The organism is Mesorhizobium sp. M0239 (assembly GCF_040321815.1).
In the GTDB taxonomy this organism is placed as follows: Bacteria; Pseudomonadota; Alphaproteobacteria; order Rhizobiales; family Rhizobiaceae; genus Mesorhizobium.
The window spans coordinates 1-18,403 of the sequence record NZ_JAMYSG010000029.1 but is presented as its reverse complement, the minus strand read 5'-3'; the positions used below and the strand labels follow the sequence as shown (position 1 = coordinate 18,403).

The window sequence follows — 18,403 nt, the reverse complement described above, 5'->3', positions numbered from 1 at the left end:
AGAAGTTGGCCGTCACATGGTAGAACTCTATGGCAAGACGCTTTCGCGCCGGCAGGTATCGGAACGTTCGGGCATGCTGTCGCAATTTGCCGGCGTGCGGCTGATGACGCTTGCCGACGGGGTGGAACGCGGCATTCGCATGCTGGAGTTCCGCACCGGCTCGGGCATGCGTTTCACGGCGCTGGTCGACCGGGCGCTCGACATCGCCGATTGCGACTTCAAGGGACAGGCGATCGGCTGGCATTCGCCGAGCGGCTTTCGCAGCCCCGGCCTGCACGACTATGAGGGGGAGGGCGGGCTCGCCTGGGCACGCTCGTTTTCTGGGCTGCTTGTCACCTGCGGCCTCGACCACATATTGGGTCGGGAAGAAGTGCCGGCCGATAGCTACAACTACCCGGGAAAGAAGACCGTGATCCATTCGCTGCATGGCCGCGTCGGTACCATTCCGGCGCGGTTGACCGGTTATGGCGAGACCTGGGATGGCGACCGCTGCGTGCTTTGGGCCGAAGGCGTCGTTCAGCAATCGGCGGTGTTCGGCGAGGATCTGCACCTGCTGCGGCGCATCGAGGCCGATGTCGGCGGCAACGAGATCCGGCTGTCGGACCGCGTCGTCAATCACGGCTTCAACCGCACGCCGCATATGTATTTCTACCACGTCAACGTCAGCCATCCCTTGCTCGATGAGGGCTCGCGCTATCTGGCACCGATCCGCGATGTCGTCTGGGCCGGTCATGACGGCGAGCGTTACCAGGCGCAGAAGGTCGGCTACCGCACGATGCCGGCGCCACAGTCGGGTTTCAGCGAGCAGGTCTGGCAACATGAGATGGCGGCCGATGCCAATGGCGAGGTGCCTGTGGCTGTGGTCAACGATCGGCTCGGACTCGGCTTCGAAGTGGTGACGCGCAAGGACCAGCTGCCTTGCGCCTATCAATGGCAGAATTTCCAGGCAGGGCAGTATGCGCTGGGCATAGAGCCGTCGACACACCATGTCTTGGGCAATCTCGCGGCGCGCGAGCGAGGCGAGATGATCTGGCTGGAGCATGGCGAAAGCCGTTCTTACGATGCGGTGTTCCGGGTGCTCGACGGCGCCGGCGCGATCGCCGCGGCCGAAGAGAGGATCGCGTCGATCGCCAGGCAGCCGCAACAGGATTATCCTGTGCCGTCGGGCAATTTTCCGGGATTGGCGGACAGGGCATGATGCGAAACGAATGCTCCGGCTGGCGGGCCGGAAATCGGAGGTCGATGTGATGGAGAAAAAGCGCGACTACAGCCTGGTCGGGGAAAGCACGCGCACCGCGATCGAGACCGGGCTGGCCTCGGCCGAGTGGTATCACACCGATGTGCCGCGCAAGGCGATGAAAGAGCTGATGCAACGCTCGGACGGGCCGGCGATCCGCGACACGATCATCTGGATCGTTGCCATATTGGGCTCTGCCGCCGGGATCGCCTGGTTCTGGGGCACGTGGTGGGTGGTGCCGTTCCTGCTCGTCTATGGCGTGCTCTACGGCTCGTCCAGCGACTCGCGCTGGCACGAGTGCGGCCACGGCACCGCCTTCCGCACGCGCTGGATGAACGATGCCGTCTACCAGATCGCCAGCTTCATGCTGATGCGCAACCCTGTGACCTGGCGCTGGAGCCATGCCCGCCATCACACCGACACGATCATCGTCGGCCGCGACGCCGAGATCGCGGTGATGCGTCCGCCGGACCTTCTGCGCGCCGCACTCGCCTTCACCGGCATTCTCGATTTCCGCTATTCGCTGCCGACGCTGGTGCGCAATGCGTTCGGCAGCATCTCGCCCGACGAGAAAAGCTTTATTCCCGAGATGGAGCTTCACAAGGTGGTCACAGCCGCGCGCTGGCATGTCGCTATCTATGTCGCGGCGATCGCGCTGGCGCTTTATCTGTGGTCGTTCCTGCCGCTGGTGCTTATCGGCCTGCCGCGCCTCTACGGCAGCTGGCACATGGTGCTGACCGGCCTGCTGCAGCATATCGGCCTGGCCGATAATGTCACCGACCACCGGCTGAACACGCGCACCGTCTACATGAACCCGATCAGCCGCTTCATCTACTGGAACATGAACTACCATGTCGAACATCACATGTTCCCGATGGTGCCGTATCACGCGCTGCCGAGGCTGCATGAATTGATCAAGCATGATCTGCCCGCGCCGAACCCTTCGATGTGGCATGCCTATCGCGAGGTCTGGCCGGTGCTGCTGAAGCAGCTTCAGTACGAGGACTATTTCCTCAAGCGCGAGCTGCCGCCGACGGCGCGGCCGTATCGGGACGAGTTTCATGCGCTGACCGTTCCGGCGGCGGCGGAATAGGGGAGAGGCAGATGGCCGACTGGGTTGAAGCGTGCGGCGTCGACGATGTCGAGGAAGAGGATGTCATCCGCTTCGATCATGGCGGCCGTACCTTCGCCATCTATCGCAGTCCCGATGACGAGTACTTCGCCACCGACGGATACTGCACGCATGAGAAGGCGCATTTGGCCGATGGGCTGGTGATGGACGACATCATCGAATGCCCCAAGCACAATGGCCGCTTCAACTACAAGACGGGTGTGGCCCGAGGCGCACCGGTATGCGTCAATCTCGCCACCTATCCGGTGAAGGTCGAGGCTGGCAAAGTGATGATCCAGATCGGCTGACCTGCCGCCGAATGCAACTGAGGGAACCCATTTGATGAGCCGAAAAAGACCGACGGTGGCGGATTTGCGCGCCATGAAGGGCAAGCGACAGCTGACCATGCTGCGCGTGCTGACGATGGACGAGGCCGAGGCCGCCGAGCGCGCCGGGGTCGACATCGTCTCGGTGCCGCCCGAACTGGTGCTCAACCCGCAATTTCGGGACGCCGCACCCAGCCTGTTCACCATGCCGGGCGACAATTTCTACGAGATCGGCACGGCGGACGATTTCGTGCGCTGGGCCTTCCGGCTCTACAAGGCCGGCGCCGACGCGGTCTATTGCAGCGCCGGCTACGCTACGATCAAGCGGATGGCCGATGACAATATCCCGGTGATCGGCCATGTCGGGCTGATCCCGTCACGGGCCACCTGGACCGGCGGCTTCAAGGCGGTTGGCAAGACCGCCGATACCGCCATGGAGGTCTTCGCGGCGGTGAAACAACTGGAGGCCGCAGGCGCCATCGGCGCCGAGATCGAGGTCGTGCCGATCGAGGTGGCCAAGGCGATCTCGGAACGCACATCGTTGATCATGCTGTCGATGGGGGCGGGCATTGGCTGCGACGCGCAGTATCTGTTCGCCGACGACATCCTCGGCCAGAACCGTGGCCACATGCCCCGCCACTCCAAGGTCTATCGCAATTTTGCCGCCGAATATGATCGTTTGCAAGCCGAGCGCATCGCCGCGTTCTCGGAGTATGTCGCCGATGTCAACAGTCTGGCCTATCCCGAAGACAAGCATGTGGTGCATATGGATCCGGCTGAACTCAGCCTGTTCATGAAGAGGGTCGACGGGGCGTGAAATCTCAAGGCAATGATGCGACGGACGACGCCGCGCCGGTTCATATTCTTACGCTTTCTTGCGAGGACCAGCCGGGGATCGTCGCCGCGGTCACGGCGGAGCTTGCCGCGAACGGCGCCAACATCGCCGAAAGCAGCCAGTTCTGGGACCGGCAGACCAATCGCTTTTTCATGCGGATCGCCTTCATCAGCCCGCCAGGCTCGACCAGGGACAGTCTGGAACGGGCCTTGAAATCAAGTGTCGACCGGTTCGGCATGAAGACCGCGCTCGTCGATCAGGGGCGCCGCCCGAAGATCATCGTCATGGTCTCCAGGTTCGACCACGCGCTTCTGCATCTGCTGTACCAGATCAGGGTCGGCTGGCTGAACGCGGAGGTTGCCGCCGTCGTCTCCAACCACGAGGATGCCCGCCGCTTCGCCGAGCTGGAGGGCATTCCCTACCACCATTGGCCGACCACCAGGGAGAACAAGGCCGAGCAGGAACAGAAGCTGCTGGACCTGGTGCAGCAAACAGGGGCCGAACTGGTCATCCTGGCGCGCTACATGCAGGTGTTCTCGAAAAGCCTGTCGGACCGGCTGTTCGGACGGGCGATCAACATCCACCATTCCTTCCTGCCGAGCTTCAAGGGCGCCAAGCCTTATCACCAGGCCTTCGACCGCGGCGTCAAGCTGATCGGTGCGACGGCGCATTACGTCACCTCCGACCTCGACGAGGGCCCGATCATCGATCAGGAGACCGAACGCGTCACCCATGCGATGAGCGCCGAGGATTTCGTCGCCGTCGGGCGCGACATCGAAAGCCGGGTGCTGGCGCGCGCGGTCAAGCTGCATCTCGAAGCCCGCGTCATGCTCAACGGCCACAAGACCGTCGTCTTCTGAGAAGCCGCGTCAGGCCGGCCAATTTCCACCGGCGAGCGCGGCGTAGAGCGCCTCGGCGTCGATGCCGAGCGGCCGGTCCTCCTTCAGAGCAGGGACCAGCGCGCGGATCGCCGTGTGAATTGCGGTGGTGCGTGGCGCTGGCGTGAAACCGTCGCGCAGGTCGACCGCTTGTGCGGCCGCCATCAGCTCGAAAGCGATCAGGCGGCGCCATAGCGCGATCATCCCGGCGCATTTCGCAACCGCCAGAGGTGTCTGCGTGGCGTGATCCTCGACGCCCTCCGAAACCGGAAGAAAGTCGAGCATCACCGGATTGGCCTTGTGGCGGATGGCGGCCAGGATCGAGGTCACTGTCTTCTGTAGCGGCACGAAGCCGGCCGAGGCGCCGCCGACCGGCGACAGATATTTCGGCAGGCCATTGCGGCCCGAACCGGTGAGCTGGATGAAGCGCGCGGCACTGGCCGCGGCACATTGGGCGATCGCCAGGCCGAGCGTCTCAAAGGCGAGCGCCAGTGCGGCGGTGTGGAAATTGCCGGTCGACAGCACCAGCTCATCATCGCCCAGCACCAGCGGGTTGTCGGCGGCGGCGTTGAGTTCGATCTCGACAGCCTGTCTCGCCTGACCGATCGCCTCGATCAGCGCGCCATGGATCGACGGCATGCAGCGGATCGACAGCGGGTCCTGCAAGGTGGTCGGCACCAGCGCCTCGTCGCGGACGAGCAGATCGTGCAGCACCTTGGCTGCTTCCTGCTGGCCGGCCGCCGGGCGCGCCATATGCAGGCGCGGATCGAGGATGGTGCGGTTGGCACCAAAACCTTCCATGGTCAGCGCCCCGGCCTGCTGTTGCTGGGCAAGGGCGGACAGCGCATCCGTCACCGCAAGCGCGCCGCTGCCGGCGGATACCGCCGAAGCGTTGATCAGCGACAGCCCGTCCTTGGGCGCCAGGCTGATAGGGGCGAGGCGCGCCATCATCAACGCCTTGGCTGCCGGCATGCGACGGCCCTGATAGTCGGCTTCGCCTTCGCCGGTGAGCATGCGGGCGAGTGCCGTCATCAGCACCAGGTCGCCGGCGCCGATCGAGCCGAGCGACGGCATGACGGGATGGACGCCGGCATTGAGCGCGTCGACCAAAGCGACGAAGACGAAGGGCGAAAGGCCGGAGCCGCCAACCGACAGCATCGCGGCGCGGGCAAGCATAGTAGCGCGCACGGCTTCGACCGGCAGCGCTTCGCCGACCGCGCCGTTGCGTCCCTCCAGCAATTGGCGCTGGAAAGCGCTGGCGTCGCCCTCTACAGCAGTGCCGAGATTGGCGCCGAGCCCGGTGTTGAGGCCATAGATCTGCTGGCCGGACGCGGCGGCCTGGTCAAGCACTTTTCGCGCCTTCTCCAGCCTGCCGATGACATCAGGTCCGATTTCCACCTTGCGCGCTTCGCGGGCGACCGCAGCGACATCGCCAATGCCGACGCCGGTTCCGGCGAGGACGAGCGCGCTCATGCGAAGCGCAGCCTCTGGCCGATACCTTGCACTTGCGCCTTGGCCAGCATCGCCTTGCCCAGTGCAATGTCGGACAGCGACAGGCCGCGATGCCAGAACAGGATCGTTTCGTCGTCGCTTTCTCGCCCGACTTTCAGACCGGCGGCGATCTGGCCGAGCTCGGCATGCAGCGTCTTCTCGCTCAGCCGCCCGGTCTCGACATGGGCGCGCAGTGAGCCGAACTTGCCGCCCTTGCATTGGCCCCAATCGTCGACGACCATTTTCTGCATGATGTCGGTCAGCGACAGTTCGACCGCGCTCATCGTGCCATAGGGCACGACCAGCGCGCCGGGCTTGATCCATTCGGTCTTGAGCAGCGGTTGCGGCTCCGGCAGCCGCGAGGCTTCGACGACGATGTCGGCGCCCTCGATGCAGCTCTTCCAGTCGGCCACCGCCGTCACCGTCTTGCCGAGATCGGCGGAGAGTTTGGCGGCAAAACCGTCGCGGCTTTCCGGGCGACGCGAATGGACGCGGATTTCGTCGAAGTCGAAGAGATGGTCGAGCAGGCGCACATTCCAGTAGGCGGTGCCGCGCGCGCCGATATGTGCCAGCACTTTGGAATTCTTTCGCGCCAGATGCCTGGCGCCGATGGCGGTGACGGCGCCGGTGCGCATGTCGGTGATGACGGTGGCGTCGAGGATGGCGCGCGGCGTGCCGGTGCGCGGATCGAACAGATTGAGGATGCCGAATTCGGAAGGCAGCCCGTGCAGGTAATTGTCGACATAGTCGCCGACGATTTTCACGCCCGCCGTGTCGAGCGGCGCGACGTAGCCACGCAAGACATTGAAATGACCGTGGAAGGACGGGTCCGGTTCGAGATGGACGCGCGGCTCGATCACCGTCTGGCCGTTGCCTTGCGCCACCAGGCCAGCCTCGACGGCAGCAATGATTTCGCCATCGGTCATGGCAAGGGCGTCGATGTCGAGGGCATTGAGGTAGTCGATATAGATGGGCTTCATGTTACGCGGACACTTTCCTCGGCCACCCCGTTCATCCCATAGCAGGCCGTGGCGGCACACGAAAGTTTGTTGCGACGTCTCTGGACGCGGCCGGTGAGATGCTGTTCAAACCGGTTCCGTCATGACTGCCATTCCCGAGACCGCAACCTTATCCGAAACGGCCACCAATGCGCGGCGCGTGGCGCTGATCGTCGCCATCGCCTTCTTCATGCAGTTGCTGGATTCGACGATCATCTCGACCTCGCTGCCGCAGATGGGCGCATCCTTCGGCGTGTCGCCGGTGGCAATGAGCATCGGCATCACCGTATACATGCTGACCATGGCGGTGTTCGTGCCGCTGTCGGGCTGGCTCGCCGACCGGTTCGGGGCGCGAAACATCTTCCTGCTGGCGATCGTCCTGTTCACCCTGGCTTCGCTCGCCTGCGGCCTCTCGCAAACCCTGACCCAGTTTGTCGCCGCCCGTGTCGTGCAAGGGCTCGGCAGCGCGCTGATGACGCCGGTCGGGCGGATTCTCGTCCTGCGCAATGCGTCGAAATCCGAATTGCTCAACGCCACGGCGCTGATCACCTGGCCAGCACTGTTTGCGCCGGTGGTCGGGCCGGTGCTCGGCGGCTTCATCACCACCTATCTGTCCTGGCACTGGAATTTCTTCATCAACATCCCGCTCGGCGTGATCGGGCTGTCGCTGGTCGCCCGCTTCATTCCGGGCGACCGTGAGGCTGACCCCAAGCCGCTCGACTGGCCGGGTTTTTTCCTGACATCGGCCGGACTTGCCCTGCTGCTCTATGGCCTTGAACGCATTGCTCATCCGGAGGACGGCGTGCTGCCGACAGCGCTGCTGATCGTTGCCGGCATCGTCATAGGCTGGCTGGCGGTACGGCATCTCCGGCGGGCGCCGCATCCGCTGCTCGATCTCTCCTCGTTCAATGTGCTGACCTTTGCCATCTCGACATTGGCCGCCGGCACCATTTTCCGGGTGGCGATCAACGCCACGCCGTTCCTGCTGCCACTGCTGTTCCAGGTCGGCTTTGGCCTCTCGCCCGTCGATGCCGGCTTGATGATCCTGGCCTATTTCCTCGGCAATCTTGGCATGAAGACGGTGACGACGCCAACGCTGCGGCGTTTCGGTTTCCGCTCGGTGATGGTCGTCAACGGCATCATCGCCTCGGTCTCGATCATGGCTTGCGGGGCGGTCTCGCCGCAGACGCCACAGGCGCTGGTGGTGGCGCTGATGCTGATTGCCGGCCTGACGCGCTCGATGCAGTTCACCGCGCTCAACACACTGGCCTTCGCCGACATCGATGCGGCGCAACGAAGCTCGGCGGCGACCCTGTCCTCGATGCTGCAGCAGGTGGCGATGCTGTTCGGCGTCGCGGTGGCGGCGGCGATCCTCAATTTGTCGCAGATCGTCAGGGATCGCCCCGCTCTCGACCTTCTGGATTTTCGAATCGCCTTCCTGGCGATCGGCGCCATCGGGCTGGTGGCGGCGTTGCGTTTTCTCGTGCTGCCGCCAAGTGCGGGCGCGGAGGTTTCCGGCCACTCGCCGGGAAATTGAGATCGATTTTTCCGCCTGATGCGGAGATAAATTCCGTCTCGTCCTTTCGCCGTAGTGCAGCGCTTTCGCGAGCGGCCGCAATGGCGCAACCAATTGCCAAAAGTGCAGGCCTTTCCATGCATTGCGCCAGCTTCGGCAATCGACGCGTCCACTCGGTGAATATCGCTGCCGGCCTGGGTTCCGAGCGCGGATTCATTTGACGAACCGGCGTTGGGCCGATTAGCGTTCTTTCCCAGGGATGGCAGCGCTGCCATCGGGGCAAACGCAGACATGAACACGATCGGCTGGCCGAATTTCAGGAGCCTGAATCAGGAAGGCATTGTCTTTGCCATCGCGGTGGTGCTGTTCGTTGCAGCGGCCATCGGCCTGCCGGGCTTCATCGACCCCAACAACCTTGTCGCCATTGTCCGCTCGGTGTCGGTGCTCGGCATTCTGGCCCTTGGCATGGCTGTCGTCATCATCGGCCGCGGCATCGACCTCTCCGCCGTCGCGATCATGGCGATGTCTGTCGCCTGGTATCTGCAACTTCTGAATTCGGGGACGCCGGACGGGCTGGCCTTCGCCTATGTGCTGGCTGGTGTGCTGGCCATCGGCCTGCTCAATGGCTTTCTCGTCGCCTATGCCGACGTGCCGGCGATCTTCGTGACGCTGGCGACAGGCTCCTTCGTCTTCGGCTATGTGCGCTCGCAACTGATCACGCAGGATGCCGTGCCGGTGCCGCAGGGCCATTGGGTCGAGCTGCTCGGCGGCCTGCGCTTCCTCGATGTTCCCATCGAGGTGTTCGTCTTCGCCGGCCTGGCATTCCTGTTCTTCCTGTTCCTGCGCTACACCAAATGGGGACGCTACATCTATTTCGCCGGCGACAATCCGGTGGCGGCGCGCAACATCGGCATTCCGGTGCGGCCGATGCTGGTGCTGCGCTATGTGCTTTCCGCCCTGGTCGCACTGGTCGCCGGCCTGCTGACGGCGGCGAGCCTGCATTCGATCAACACCCGGGTCGTCAACTCAACGCTGCTCTACGATATCGTGCTGGTGGCGGTGATCGGCGGCATCGGCCTGTCCGGCGGGCGCGGCGGGGTGCGCAACGTGCTGGTCGGTGCGGCACTGATCGGCATCCTGCTCAACGCCATGACCATCATCGACATTCCGCTGCTCTACCAGAACCTGATCAAGGCAGCGATCCTGCTCGGCGCCATCATCGTCGACGGCATCATCAATCCACGTGACGAGCAGACCGCCCAGCAAGGCGATATCTAAACCTACCGCGGACGGTTGGGGCCGGCCGTGAACAGCAACAGCAAAAATAGAGGATCTGACATGAAACTGATCAAGACACTTATGGCCGCCGCCACGGCGCTTGCCGTTACCACTTTCGTGGCGCCAACCTTTGCCGCCGATGATCCCGGCCCGGCCGCCTATGCGCAGGCGCTCAAGGGCAAGCGCGTCATGCTGGTGCCGCTGGCGATGGGCTTCGACCTGGCGCAGGGTTGGTCGCATTACCTGAAGACAGAAGTCGAGGCCTGGGGCGGCGTATTCGAGACGCGTGACCCGAACTGGGTCGTCGATGCCGGCGCGCAGGCGATCACCGACGCCATCTCGTCGGACACCAGGCCGGACGTGCTGATCATCCATGCGCCGGACCTCAACTCCTATTCCAAGCTGATGAAGAAGGCGCAGGCCGCGGGCACCTACGTGATACTGGTCGACAATCCGGCGAACTTCCCGGCTGATGCCTTTGTCGGCAGCGACTGGGACCGGCTCGGCCAGCTCGAGGCCGAAGCGGCGATCAAGGGCTGCGGCCCGAACTCGTCAAAGAAGATCGGCCTTGTGCAGGGTGACCAGGCCAACTCCTCCAGCCTCTATCAGTATGCCGGCATCATGAAGGTGCTGGACAAGAATCCCGACTTCAAGGTGGTGGCAAAGCCCGATTCAAACTGGGATGCGACGACCTCGCGCAACGTGACGACGACGATGCTGCAGCAGAACCCGGACATCTGCGCCATCATCGATTTCTGGGATGGTGACGCCACCGGCGCTTCCGCCGCGATCCGCGACGCCAAGCTCGACGGCAAGGTGTTCCTAGTCACCACGGGCGGCGGCGAAAAGGCGGCCGATTGCGACAAGCTGCAGGACGGCACCTATGGCGCCGTGGTGATGACCGATCTTGCTCGCCAGTCGGGCGACATGAACGCGATCATCAAGTTCCTGCTGCAGAGCGGCCAGCCGGCCGGCACCTCGCACACCTACATCTACACGCTGGAAAAGGCGACGACCAAGGCCGACCTGAAGCCCGACAGCTGCTGGGACCTGAAGGCGCTGCAGGCGCAAGCGGCTGCGAAATAAGCCGATCCTTGCCAACACCGATCAACGAGGTGGCCGGATTGCCCGGCCACCTCTTTCTCATGGAATAGCAGCTGCCGATGTCCTTTCGCGAACGCCTCCAGTCCTGGCGGTACAATCTCGTGCCCGACCATGTCGTCGGCGAGATACTGACCAAACGCTGGACCGACAACGCCATTCCGTTCCTGGCGCTGGTGGCGACGCTGGCAACCTTCGGCTCGATCATTCCGGGCTTCTTCAAGCTGACAGCGCTGCAGGAATCGACCCGCCAGCTCGGCGAGTTCTCGATGGTCGTCACCGGCATGACGGTGGTGATGCTGGGTGGCGGCATCGACCTGTCGGTCGGCTCGATCTTCGCGCTGTCCTGCTTTTCCGCCGTCTATGTCTTCTTCATCCTCGAACAGTCGATCTGGCTGGCGCTGGCTGCGTCGCTGGCCACCGGTCTCATCTTTGGCGCCATCAACGGCTATCTCGTCGGTTATCTCAGGTTGCGCGCCTTTCTGACCACGCTGGTCACCTTCATCTTCGGGCGGGCGCTGTTTGATATCCTGGTCACCACCTATGCCGCCGACGTGCAGCTTTCGACCGCGACATCGGATGTGCTCGATTTCATCGGCGACAGCACGTTCTGGGGGCTGTCCGTCTCGGTGTGGCTGGCGATCATCCTGGCCATCGTCACCCATATCGCGCTGACCCGTTCACGGCCGGGCTGGCATGTGCTGGCGGTCGGCGGTTCCAGGCGCTCGGCGCACAATGCCGGCATCCGCGTGCGCCGCACGGTGTTCATGACCTACGTTTTTTCAGGCTTCTGCGCCTCGATCGGCGGTTTTTTGATCGCCTGCCGGTTGAGCGGGGCAGGGCCGGGCACCGGCCTCAACCTCGAGATCATGGCGCTGACGGCGGCGGTGGTCGGCGGCGTCAGCCTCGGCGGCGGGCGCGGCTCGGTGATCAAGGGCCTGATGGGCGCCATCATCGTGCTGACCATGACGAATGGGCTGATCCGGCTGGGCTACGGCACCGGCACCAACCAGATGGTGTTGGGCATCATGCTGGCGGTCGCCGTGACCATCGACATCCGCTGGCTGAAGAACCGCCACAAGGTGCTGAACGAGGTCTATGTTGCGCCGGTCTATCTCAAGATGGGCGAGACGCAGTCGGCCGCACCAGGCTCCGGAACGCCCTACGAACTCGACAACCGGCTGTCGGCCGCCGACCATATCGGGCTTGGCGAGCTGGAGGGGCCGGAAGACGTCATCCTCGACCGCGACGACAATCTCTATTGCGGCACGCGCCATGGCGAGATCGTCCGCTTCTTCGCGCCGGACTATGTCAAATCGGAAGTGTTTGCCCATATCGGCGGCTTTCCGCTCGGACTTGCCTTCGACAAATCGGGCAATCTCATCAGCTGCGTCGGCGCCATGGGGCTCTATTCGGTCTCACCGGATCGGGAGGTCAAACGCCTGTCGGCAGAGACGTCGCGCTCCTGGACCTCGATCGTCGACGATGCGCGGCTGCGTGACCCCAACGACTGCGACATCGCACCCGATGGCCGCATCTATTTCACCGACTCGACCAAGCGTTACGACGCGCATGACTGGGCGCTGGATTCGATCGAGAACCGTGCCACCGGCCGGCTGCTGGTCTATGATCCGAAGGACGGCTCGACCAAGACCTTGCTCGACGGCTACCGCTACACCAATGGTGTGTGCATGGCGCATGACGGCAAGTCGCTGTTCTTCGCCGAAAGCTGGGCCTGTCGCGTGCATCGCTACTGGCTGGAAGGGCCGAAGGCCGGCACCGCCGAATGCGTCATCCGTGACATGCCGGGCTATCCCGACAACATCAACCGCGCCTCCGACGGCAATTACTGGATGGCGTGGCTCGGCATGCGCACGCCGAGTTTCGACCTGTCGCTGCGCCATCCCGACATGCGCAAGCGCATGACGCGGCGGCTGCCACAGGACGAATGGCTGTTCCCCAACATCAACACCGGCGGCGTGGTGAAATTCAACGAAAAGGGCGGCATCGTCGAGGCGATGGGCGACCTCACCGGCGGCGCGCACCCGATGGTCACCTCGATGCGCGAGCACAAGGGCGATCTCTTCGTCGGCGGCATCCTCAACAACCGCATCGGCCGCTACAAGATTTCGGGCGCCGACCCGAACTGGACCAGTCCCGCTTCCTATTGGGGAGCAAAGCCATGATCCTCGATCCGGTGCTTGACCTGTTTCGCGGCAAGGCCGTCACCATCCCGCCGCTCGACGGCGCTTTCAGGCCCAATACGCGGCTGGATGATGCGCCGGCTTTTGCCGAGCTGACCGAGCCGGACAATCTGCTGGTCTCCGGTGACAAGCTGCTGGCCTCCAGCGGCAACGCCATCTACTCGGCTGCTGCCGGCGCAACACCAACCGTGGTCGAGACCTTTCCGTCTGCCGTCACCGCGCTGGCGCTGTCGCCATCCGGCGAACTGACGGTCGGGCTGGAGAGCGGCAAGCTGCTGATATCAGGCAAGGAGGTTTCGCTGCCGGTTGATATCGGTTGCATCACTGCACTTGCCTATGCCGGTGACGGCACGCTGTGGCTGGCCAACGGCTCGGCCGAGCACGGGCCGTCGCAATGGGCCGCCGATCTGATGAAGAAGGGCGCGTCCGGTTCGCTGTGGAAGCGAGACGCCGCAGGCGGTGATTTCCGCAAACTCGCCGGCGACATTGCCTTTCCCTATGGCCTGCATCCTGTCGGCAGGGATGTTCTGGTCAGCGAAAGCTGGCGTCACCAGCTCGTCCGCTTCGATGGCGCGACAGGCAGCCGCTCGACGGTTATGACGCATCTGCCCGGCTATCCCGCGCGGCTGTCGCCATCCGCCGATGGTGGCGCCTGGCTGACCTTGTTTGCGCCGCGCAACCGGCTGATCGAATTCGTGCTGCAGGAGACGCATTACCGGCAGGATATGCTGAGCCAGGTGCCGCCCGCCTATTGGATCGCGCCGGCGCTGGCCTCCAGCCGCAGCTTCCTCGAGCCGCTGCAATGCGGCGGCATCCGCACCATGGGCATCCACAAGCCGTGGTCGCCGAGCCGCTCCTACGGGCTGGTGGTCAGGCTCGACCAGAAGATGCAGCCGCAGTTCAGCCTGCACAGCCGCGCCAACGGCACGCGCCATGGCATCTGCAGCGTTGCGGAAAAAGACGGCCTTCTGTTCGTCGCCTCCAAAGGCGGCGACTGCATCCTTTCCGTCGCCATGGGAGGTTTCTGATGGAACCGATCGTCCGTCTGGAGAATGTCACCAAGAACTACCGCGGCGTGCCCGCGGTGAAGAATGTCAGCTTCGACCTGCGCAAGGGTGAGATCCATGCGCTGCTCGGCGAAAATGGCGCGGGAAAATCGACGCTGACCAAGATCATCGCTGGGGTGGTCGACGCCACTTCAGGCAAGATGTTCCACAAGCGACAAGAGATCGCCTACGCCTCGCCGCACGCAGCGCTTGAAGCCGGCATTGCGATGGTGTTCCAGGAGACGAGCCTGGTGCCGTCGATGACGGTGGCGCAGAACCTCTATCTCGGCACCGAAAAGTTCCTCAACCGGCTGCGCGGCACCTACATTTCGGCGCAGCAATTCCTGCAATCGCTGAACTTTCCCGTCGACCCGAACGCGATGGTGGCGACGCTGGGTGCTGCCAAGCGGCAGATGGTCGAGATCGCGCGCGCGGTGCACCACAATGCCGAGATCATCATCTTCGACGAGCCGACGGCGACGCTGACGCCGGAAGAAAAGCGGCACTTCTTCGCGTTGATCCGCCGGCTGAAGGCGAGCGGCGTGTCGATCGTCTTCATCAGCCATGCATTGGAAGAAGCGCTTGATATTGCCGACCGCATCACCATTCTGCGCGACGGCGAGCTTGTCATCACCGACGACACGTCAGCCTTCGACCGCGACCGGATCGTCGCCGCTATGGTCGGGCGCACTTTGTCGGGGCAGATCTACCGCCAGCGTGACGAGGCAAAGCTGCGCAAGGCGGGCCGGAAGGTGCTGTCGGTGCAGGACATCTCGATGAGCAATGTCGTGCGCAACACATCCTTTTCGATCTTCGAGGGCCAGATCACTGGCGTGTTCGGGCTGATCGGCTCCGGCCGCACCGAGACATTCAAGATCGTTTCCGGCATCTACAAGCGCGATTTCCTGCGCGGCGGCGCCATCGAGCTGGACGACAAGCCCGTGCGCTATCTCGTACCAAGCGAAGCGGTGGCGGACGGCATCGTCTACGTCACCGAGGACCGCAAGAGCGAAGGCATCTTCGAGACGATGGGCATTGCCGAAAACCTGTTCGGCGGACTGCTGGCGGCGGGCCGCGAAAAGGCCTGGGTGATCAACGCGCAGGAGATGCGCGCACTGTCAGCCGAATGGACGAAGACGCTGAACATCAAGGCGATCAACGACAATGCGCGGGTGGTCGAACTGTCCGGCGGCAACCAGCAGAAGGTGGTGATCGGCAAGGGGTTGGTGCAGCAGCCGCGCATCGTCATCTTCGACGAGCCGACGCGCGGCGTCGATGTCGGCGCGATCGCCGAGATCCACCAGATCATCAACCGGCTGGCCGACGAGGGCCTGGCCGTCGTCGTCATCTCGTCCTACCTGCCGGAGATCATGAACCTGTCCGACCGCATCCTGGTCTGCCGTCAGGGCCGTATCGTCGAGGAGTTTTCGCCGGCCGAGGCCACGGAGGAGAAGATCATGTACGCTGCGGTGCATTAGGGTTCTGGCCGATGCGTACGTCGATAATTGGCGCGCACGTCCATCCCTTCGTCATCCACGGGCGAAGCAAGGAGCGTAGCGACGCGGCGCAGACCCGAGGATCCATGCCGGGACTCCGTAGCGCTGCTGCGGTGCAGAATTCTGCTCCGTTGCACTCCGCGGCTGACGTCACGGAATGGATCCTCGGGTCTCCGCGACGGCGCTTCGCGCCTGCTTCGCCCTAGGATGACGAAGTTTAGGTGCCTCGGCTAATCTTCAACGCTATTGCGCCAAAAACTGAGTCAAAGAAGCTGGTTAGCCGCCTTTGCTCGAAACTTGATTCAACGAGCCAGTTCATCGATCGAAAGGAAAGGAAATACCATGGCCACCACAAGACTTCTGAGCGACGCCGAGGTCGAAAAGATCCCGGCCGTGAAGGCCGTCTTCGATGACATCCGCGCGACGCGCAAATCCGATTTCGTCAACAATTTCTGGCGCGGGCTGGCCAATGATCCCGCGGCGCTGAAGCGGATCTGGGAACAGTTGAAGGTGGTGATGGTTGCCGAGAGCGCCATCGATCCGTTGACCAAAGAGATGATCTACATCGCGGTGTCGACTGCCAATGGCTGCTCGTACTGCGTCCATTCGCATACGGCGGCAGCGCGAGCCAAGGGCATGACCGATGCGCAGCATGGCGAGCTGGTGTCGATCATCGGATTGGCTGGGCAGACCAACCATCTGGTGACGGCGATGCAAATCCCGGTCGATCCGCAGTTCGAGGTTAAGTGAAGCGTCACACCGGCCGGTAAACCTTCTCCGCCGTGTTCCAGAAAATATCCGCCTCCGCCGCCGCGCCATGGTTGGCCACCGCATTGCGGTGCGCCTTGATCAGCTCCGCGTGGCTGGTCCATAGCTTCTCGATCGGGAAGTTCGAGCCGAACATCAAATGGTCGGCACCCAGGATCTCGATCGTGTTGTCGACGATGTAGGCGATCAGCGCCGGGTCGTTGCGGTGGACGAAGGTGCCGAGGCCGGAGAGCTTGGCGTAGAAATTGGGCGCCGCCGACAGCGTGCGCAGGCCTTCTTTCCAGGCTTCGGTGGTGTCCGGTTCCATGCCGGTCAGCATGCCGGCATGGGTGAGGATGAAATTCGTTTCGGGGTTCTCGCCGACCAGCGTCAGCCCGTCCTTCATCTGGGCGGGGAAAAGCTGCAGGTCGAAGGACAGGCCATAGTCCTTGAGCCGCGCCACATTGGCGCGCACCTTCGGGTCGATCACCTGGTCGGCCGAGGCGGCGAAACGGAAGGCCGGTGTCTCGTGCCAATGCAGCTGCATGCGCACGCCGCGCAGCAGCGGATATTTCTTCAAGCGATCGATCTGGGGCCTGATATCGTCGACGGTCATGTCGGTGTAGCCGACGATGGCATGCGGCCAGCCGGTTTCGTCGGATGTCTTCTGCAGGAAGGCGACTTCCTTCTCGAAATCCTCCTTGGCCCAGTTGGTCTGGACATAGACGGCCTTCTCGACGCCCGACCCCTTCTGGTCTTCGAGAAACTCCTCGATCGGATAGTCGCGGCGGATCGGCTCGTAGGGACCAAAAATACGCGGCACCATCGGCCCGACCAGCCAGGGCTGGTCCTTTTGGCGCCAGATGTGGAAATGCGCGTCGATGGTTTTCTGCATCATGAAACCCTCCTCCAGATTGTCGCCGCCGCCGGAGCAGGGCGGGCGAGCGACAGGATGAAATCGGTGAGGCCTTTCACCGACGAGCCGTCGACGAGGTCGTCCAGCACCGGCAGGATGGCGCGCAGTGCCGCCGTTGCCGGCCGGAAGCGCGGATCGCCGGCCAAGGGTGTGGCCAGCGACAGTCGGAAAGCGCGGGCGCTCAGCCGTCGCATGGCTGTCTCCAACTCGCCATGATCGCCGCGCTCCAGCGCGTCGGACAGGATCACGACCGTGGCACCGCGTGCAAACGACGAGAAGCGCGGCACCGAGAGGAAGGCGAGCAGCGTCGGCCCCATGCGGGTGCCGCCGTCCCAATCGTCAACCTGCGCGGCCGCGCGCGCCAATGCCTGATCGCGGTCGCGGATGCGCAATGCCGTGGTGATGCGGGTCAGCCGCGTGCCGAAGGTGAAGATCTCGGCGCGGTCCGCGCCTTGCACGGCGGCATGCGCCAGCTTGAGGTAATCCGACGTGTGCAGCTTCATCGAGCCGGACACGTCGATCAGCAGCAGCAGCTTTCGGGGGACGGTCTGGCGGCGGCGCAGCAGCGGCGAGGGCACGTCGCCATCGGCGCTGACGATTTCCCGCAGCGACCGGCGCAGATCGAGCTTGCCGCGCGAATGCGTGCGTACGGTGCGGAAGGAGCGGCGGGCGGGCAAGGCTGAAGCGAGTTTGCGGCGGAAAGCGGCAAGGCGGTCATCGTCACGCTGGAAGTCGCGGCTGCTCAACTGCTCCAGTGCCGAGGACAGCTCGCCGCCCTCTTGGGTTTGTTCGGCTTCGATCCGTTCGTCGTCGGCGCCGCCATCATCCTTGATGCGGGTTTCCTCGTCGGCGTCGCCTTCCACCACGGCGGATGTGTTGCCATAAAAGTGGCTCTGGAAATGCGCTTCGAATTCGTCGTGGCGGTCGGGCGGCGGCGCCAGCGTCGCGAGCGCCGCCTCGCGGATGTCTGCCATCGAGCGCGGCCCGAGCAATGTCACGGCCTGCATGAAGCTGGAGACCTGCTCGGGCGCTATGGCGAAGCCGTAGCGGCGCAGCAACCGGGCGAAGCTGAGCAAGGGCGCTGCCGCGCGGGGTAAGCTTGTTTCCCGCATCATTGCGTGGCGCCCCCCTCTGTCCTGCCAGCGTTGCGGAATGAACGGGGAGAACGTGCCGTTGAGGTCTCGGCTCACGCCAGCGCCTCCTCGACAATCCGGCCAAGCTCG

General features: G+C 63.7%; 16 protein-coding genes. 12 read left to right on the top strand and 4 right to left on the bottom strand.

The annotated features are described in order from the left end of the window. The first annotated feature begins 16 nt into the window (after positions 1–16). Genes NKI99_RS26080 through purU form a run of 5 tightly spaced genes read left to right on the top strand, consistent with a single transcriptional unit; the run spans position 17 to position 4,369 of the window. The gene (locus NKI99_RS26080) at positions 17–1,198 is read left to right on the top strand and encodes an aldose 1-epimerase family protein (protein ID WP_352612598.1); all 1,182 of its coding nucleotides are present in this window, start codon (positions 17–19) and stop codon (positions 1,196–1,198) included. 49 nt (positions 1,199–1,247) lie between these two features. Further along, on the top strand, positions 1,248–2,330 hold the full coding sequence (locus NKI99_RS26075; RefSeq protein WP_352612673.1) for a fatty acid desaturase family protein: 1,083 nt from the start codon (positions 1,248–1,250) through the stop codon (positions 2,328–2,330). An 11-nt stretch (positions 2,331–2,341) separates the two neighbouring features. After that, positions 2,342–2,656, top strand: a complete 315-nt coding sequence (locus NKI99_RS26070) for a MocE family 2Fe-2S type ferredoxin (RefSeq protein WP_013530832.1) — start codon at positions 2,342–2,344, stop codon at positions 2,654–2,656. Between the two features lie 34 nt (positions 2,657–2,690). Further along, positions 2,691–3,491, top strand: a complete 801-nt coding sequence (locus NKI99_RS26065; protein ID WP_352554756.1) for a 3-methyl-2-oxobutanoate hydroxymethyltransferase — start codon at positions 2,691–2,693, stop codon at positions 3,489–3,491. Further along, complete coding sequence (gene purU / locus NKI99_RS26060) at positions 3,488–4,369, top strand: formyltetrahydrofolate deformylase (RefSeq protein WP_023814025.1); 882 nt, start codon at positions 3,488–3,490, stop codon at positions 4,367–4,369. The genes NKI99_RS26065 and purU overlap by 4 nt, the downstream gene beginning before the upstream one ends. A gap of 9 nt (positions 4,370–4,378) precedes the next feature. Here purU and NKI99_RS26055 read toward each other — a convergent pair whose 3' ends face one another. Together NKI99_RS26055 and NKI99_RS26050 are read right to left on the bottom strand one after the other, a co-directional pair. Beyond that, a complete protein-coding gene (locus NKI99_RS26055) occupies positions 4,379–5,860 on the bottom strand; it encodes an HAL/PAL/TAL family ammonia-lyase (protein ID WP_352612596.1) in 1,482 nt (493 codons plus the stop codon). Next, positions 5,857–6,858, bottom strand: coding sequence for an ornithine cyclodeaminase family protein (locus NKI99_RS26050; protein WP_352612594.1), 1,002 nt, complete (start codon positions 6,856–6,858; stop codon positions 5,857–5,859). Before NKI99_RS26050 ends, NKI99_RS26055 begins: the two co-directional genes overlap by 4 nt. A gap of 121 nt (positions 6,859–6,979) precedes the next feature. Between NKI99_RS26050 and NKI99_RS26045 the strand changes: the two genes are divergently transcribed. The 7 genes from NKI99_RS26045 (at position 6,980) to NKI99_RS26015 (ending at position 16,267) form a co-directional block, all read left to right on the top strand. Then, complete coding sequence (locus NKI99_RS26045; protein WP_352612593.1) at positions 6,980–8,413, top strand: DHA2 family efflux MFS transporter permease subunit; 1,434 nt, start codon at positions 6,980–6,982, stop codon at positions 8,411–8,413. Between the two features lie 270 nt (positions 8,414–8,683). Next, positions 8,684–9,670 carry an ABC transporter permease gene (locus tag NKI99_RS26040; protein ID WP_128303419.1) on the top strand — a complete coding sequence of 329 codons (987 nt, stop codon included), beginning with the start codon at positions 8,684–8,686 and terminating at the stop codon, positions 9,668–9,670. Between the two features lie 60 nt (positions 9,671–9,730). Then, a complete protein-coding gene (locus NKI99_RS26035; protein ID WP_352612591.1) occupies positions 9,731–10,756 on the top strand; it encodes a sugar ABC transporter substrate-binding protein in 1,026 nt (341 codons plus the stop codon). Positions 10,757–10,833: 77 nt separating this feature from the next. After that, positions 10,834–12,957 carry an ABC transporter permease gene (locus NKI99_RS26030; protein WP_352612589.1) on the top strand — a complete coding sequence of 708 codons (2,124 nt, stop codon included), beginning with the start codon at positions 10,834–10,836 and terminating at the stop codon, positions 12,955–12,957. After that, positions 12,954–14,003, top strand: a complete 1,050-nt coding sequence (locus NKI99_RS26025; protein WP_352612587.1) for an SMP-30/gluconolactonase/LRE family protein — start codon at positions 12,954–12,956, stop codon at positions 14,001–14,003. Before NKI99_RS26030 ends, NKI99_RS26025 begins: the two co-directional genes overlap by 4 nt. Then, the gene (locus tag NKI99_RS26020) at positions 14,003–15,499 is read left to right on the top strand and encodes a sugar ABC transporter ATP-binding protein (RefSeq protein WP_352554761.1); all 1,497 of its coding nucleotides are present in this window, start codon (positions 14,003–14,005) and stop codon (positions 15,497–15,499) included. The genes NKI99_RS26025 and NKI99_RS26020 overlap by 1 nt, the downstream gene beginning before the upstream one ends. Positions 15,500–15,859: 360 nt before the next feature. Then, positions 15,860–16,267, top strand: coding sequence for a carboxymuconolactone decarboxylase family protein (locus NKI99_RS26015; protein ID WP_352554762.1), 408 nt, complete (start codon positions 15,860–15,862; stop codon positions 16,265–16,267). 4 nt (positions 16,268–16,271) lie between these two features. On the opposite strand, the gene NKI99_RS26010 is transcribed toward NKI99_RS26015, so the two are convergent. Both NKI99_RS26010 and NKI99_RS26005 read right to left on the bottom strand, forming a co-directional pair. Continuing rightward, a complete protein-coding gene (locus NKI99_RS26010) occupies positions 16,272–17,159 on the bottom strand; it encodes an amidohydrolase family protein (RefSeq protein ID WP_352612671.1) in 888 nt (295 codons plus the stop codon). After that, positions 17,159–18,295 carry a vWA domain-containing protein gene (locus tag NKI99_RS26005; protein ID WP_128303424.1) on the bottom strand — a complete coding sequence of 379 codons (1,137 nt, stop codon included), beginning with the start codon at positions 18,293–18,295 and terminating at the stop codon, positions 17,159–17,161. Before NKI99_RS26005 ends, NKI99_RS26010 begins: the two co-directional genes overlap by 1 nt. Between the last annotated feature and the right edge of the window lie 108 nt (positions 18,296–18,403).